This is a genomic window from Mesorhizobium sp. M2C.T.Ca.TU.002.02.1.1 (genome assembly GCF_003997225.1).
The window spans coordinates 1-2,051 of record NZ_RZTO01000983.1 but is presented as its reverse complement, the minus strand read 5'-3'; the positions used below and the strand labels follow the sequence as shown (position 1 = coordinate 2,051).

1 protein-coding gene is annotated in these 2,051 nt (G+C 67.6%); it reads right to left on the bottom strand.

All coding sequences use genetic code 11. From position 1 onward, the window contains the following. Positions 1-2,025: aminomethyl-transferring glycine dehydrogenase (gene gcvP, locus EOD07_RS32330; RefSeq protein WP_127238140.1), on the bottom strand; the 2,025-nt coding region annotated here is incomplete at its 3' end. Between the last annotated feature and the right edge of the window lie 26 nt (positions 2,026-2,051).

The following is a 2,051-nucleotide window of genomic DNA, read 5'->3' as shown; positions in this document are numbered from 1 at the left end:
GCAGAAGGTCTTGTGCAGGTTCATGTGGCAGACGTCGGCGCCGATGTCGCCGGGGCGGGCAAGGCCGACGAGCGCGTTGAGGTTGGCGCCGTCGAAATAGACCTGGCCGCCATGCTCGTGGATCAGCGCGCAGAGATGGCGCGCGCCTTCCTCGTAGACGCCATGCGTCGAGGGATAGGTGAACATCAGCGCCGCGAGGTTCTTCGAATGCTCGTTGGCCTTGGCCCTCATGTCGTCCATGTCGATATTGCCGTCGTCCAGGCAGCGCACGACGACAACGGTCATGCCCGCCATCGCGGCGCTGGCCGGATTGGTGCCGTGCGCCGAAGACGGGATCAGGCAGACCGTGCGGTGGCCTTCGCCGCGCGCGCGGTGATAGGCGCGGATGGTAAGCAGGCCGGCATATTCGCCCTGGCTGCCGGCATTGGGCTGCAGGCTGACGGCATCGAAACCGGTGATCTCCGACAGCCAGGCCTCTAGGTCGCCGGCCATCTTGCGATAGCCCGCCGAATGGCCGGCCGGCGCGAAGGGATGCAGGTTGGCGACGCTCGGCCAGCTCACCGGCATCATCTCGGCGGCGGCGTTGAGCTTCATGGTGCAGGAGCCGAGCGGGATCATGGCGCGGTCGAGCGCGAGGTCCTTGTCGGCCAGCCGGCGCAGGAAGCGCATCATCTCGGTTTCGGAATGGTTGTCGTGGAAGACCGGTTGGGTCAGGAACTCCTTGCCGCGCGGTTTGGCGGGCATCGAGCCGCCTTCCGCGCCGGGCTTGGCTCCGAAGAGGCCTGCGATCGCCTCGAGATCGGCTTCCGTCGAGGTCTCGTCGAAGGCGACACTGACGCGGTCGGCATCGATGACGCGCAGCAGCCTGCCTGTCTTCTCGGCGGCGGCGGCTATTGCCGCGGCCTTGCCCTTCACTTCGGCCGTCACCGTGTCGAAGCGGCTCGTGCCGAGCACCGAAACACCCGCCGCCCTGAGACCGGCGGCAAGACGATCGGCAAGGCTATGGATACGACCGGCGATCGCCTGCAGGCCGGCGGGCCCGTGCCAGATCGCATAGGCCGTCGCCATGTTGGCGAGCAGCGCCTGCGCGGTGCAGATGTTGGAGGTGGCCTTGTCACGGCGGATGTGCTGCTCGCGCGTCTGCAGCGCCAGCCGGTAGCCGGGACGGCCCTTGGTGTCGATCGACTGGCCGACGAGGCGGCCGGGCATCAGACGGGTCAGCTTGTCGGAAACGGCGCAATAGGCTGCGTGCGGGCCGCCAAAGCCCATCGACACGCCGAAGCGCTGCATCGAACCGACGGCGATGTCGGCGCCGAGCTTGGCCGGAGCGTCCGTCAGCGTCAGCGCCAGCGGGTCGGCGATGAAGACGACCAGCGCGCCGGCGGCGCGGGCCTTCTCGATCGCCGCCTTGTGATCGCCATAGACACCGAACGTATCCGGCCAGGAGACGAGCAGCGCGGCGGTGTTGTCGTCGATGGTCTCGCCGTCGACCTCGGTGCCGAGCGGCTCGGCGCGGGTGCGCACGACATCCAGCGTCTGCGGATGCGGCGCACCCGCAAGCGCCACCTTGGTGCGTTTGTCGCGGTGGTGGCGCAGCGCAATGCCCACGGCTTCGGCGACGGCGGTGGCTTCATCGAGCAGCGAGGCGGACGCCACCGGCAGGCCGGTCAGCTCGGTGACCAGGGTCTGGAAGTTGAACAGCATTTCCAGCCGGCCCTGGCTGATCTCGGCCTGGTAGGGCGTGTAGGCCGTATACCAGGCCGGATTCTCGAACATGTTGCGCTGGATCACCGGCGGCACGTGGACGCCGTGATAGCCGGCGCCGATGAAGCTCTTCAGCACCGTGTTCTTTGCCATGATCGCAGACAGTTCGGCCAGCGCTTCCGCTTCGCTCGCCGGAGCGGGCAGGTTGAGCGGTTGGTCGAGGCGGATCGATCTCGGCACGGCCTGGCTGATCAGCGTTTCTACGGACGGAACGCCGAGCACGGCAAGCATGGCTCTGACATCATTGACGCCCGGGCCGATATGGCGGGGCGGGAAGGAAGTAAGCG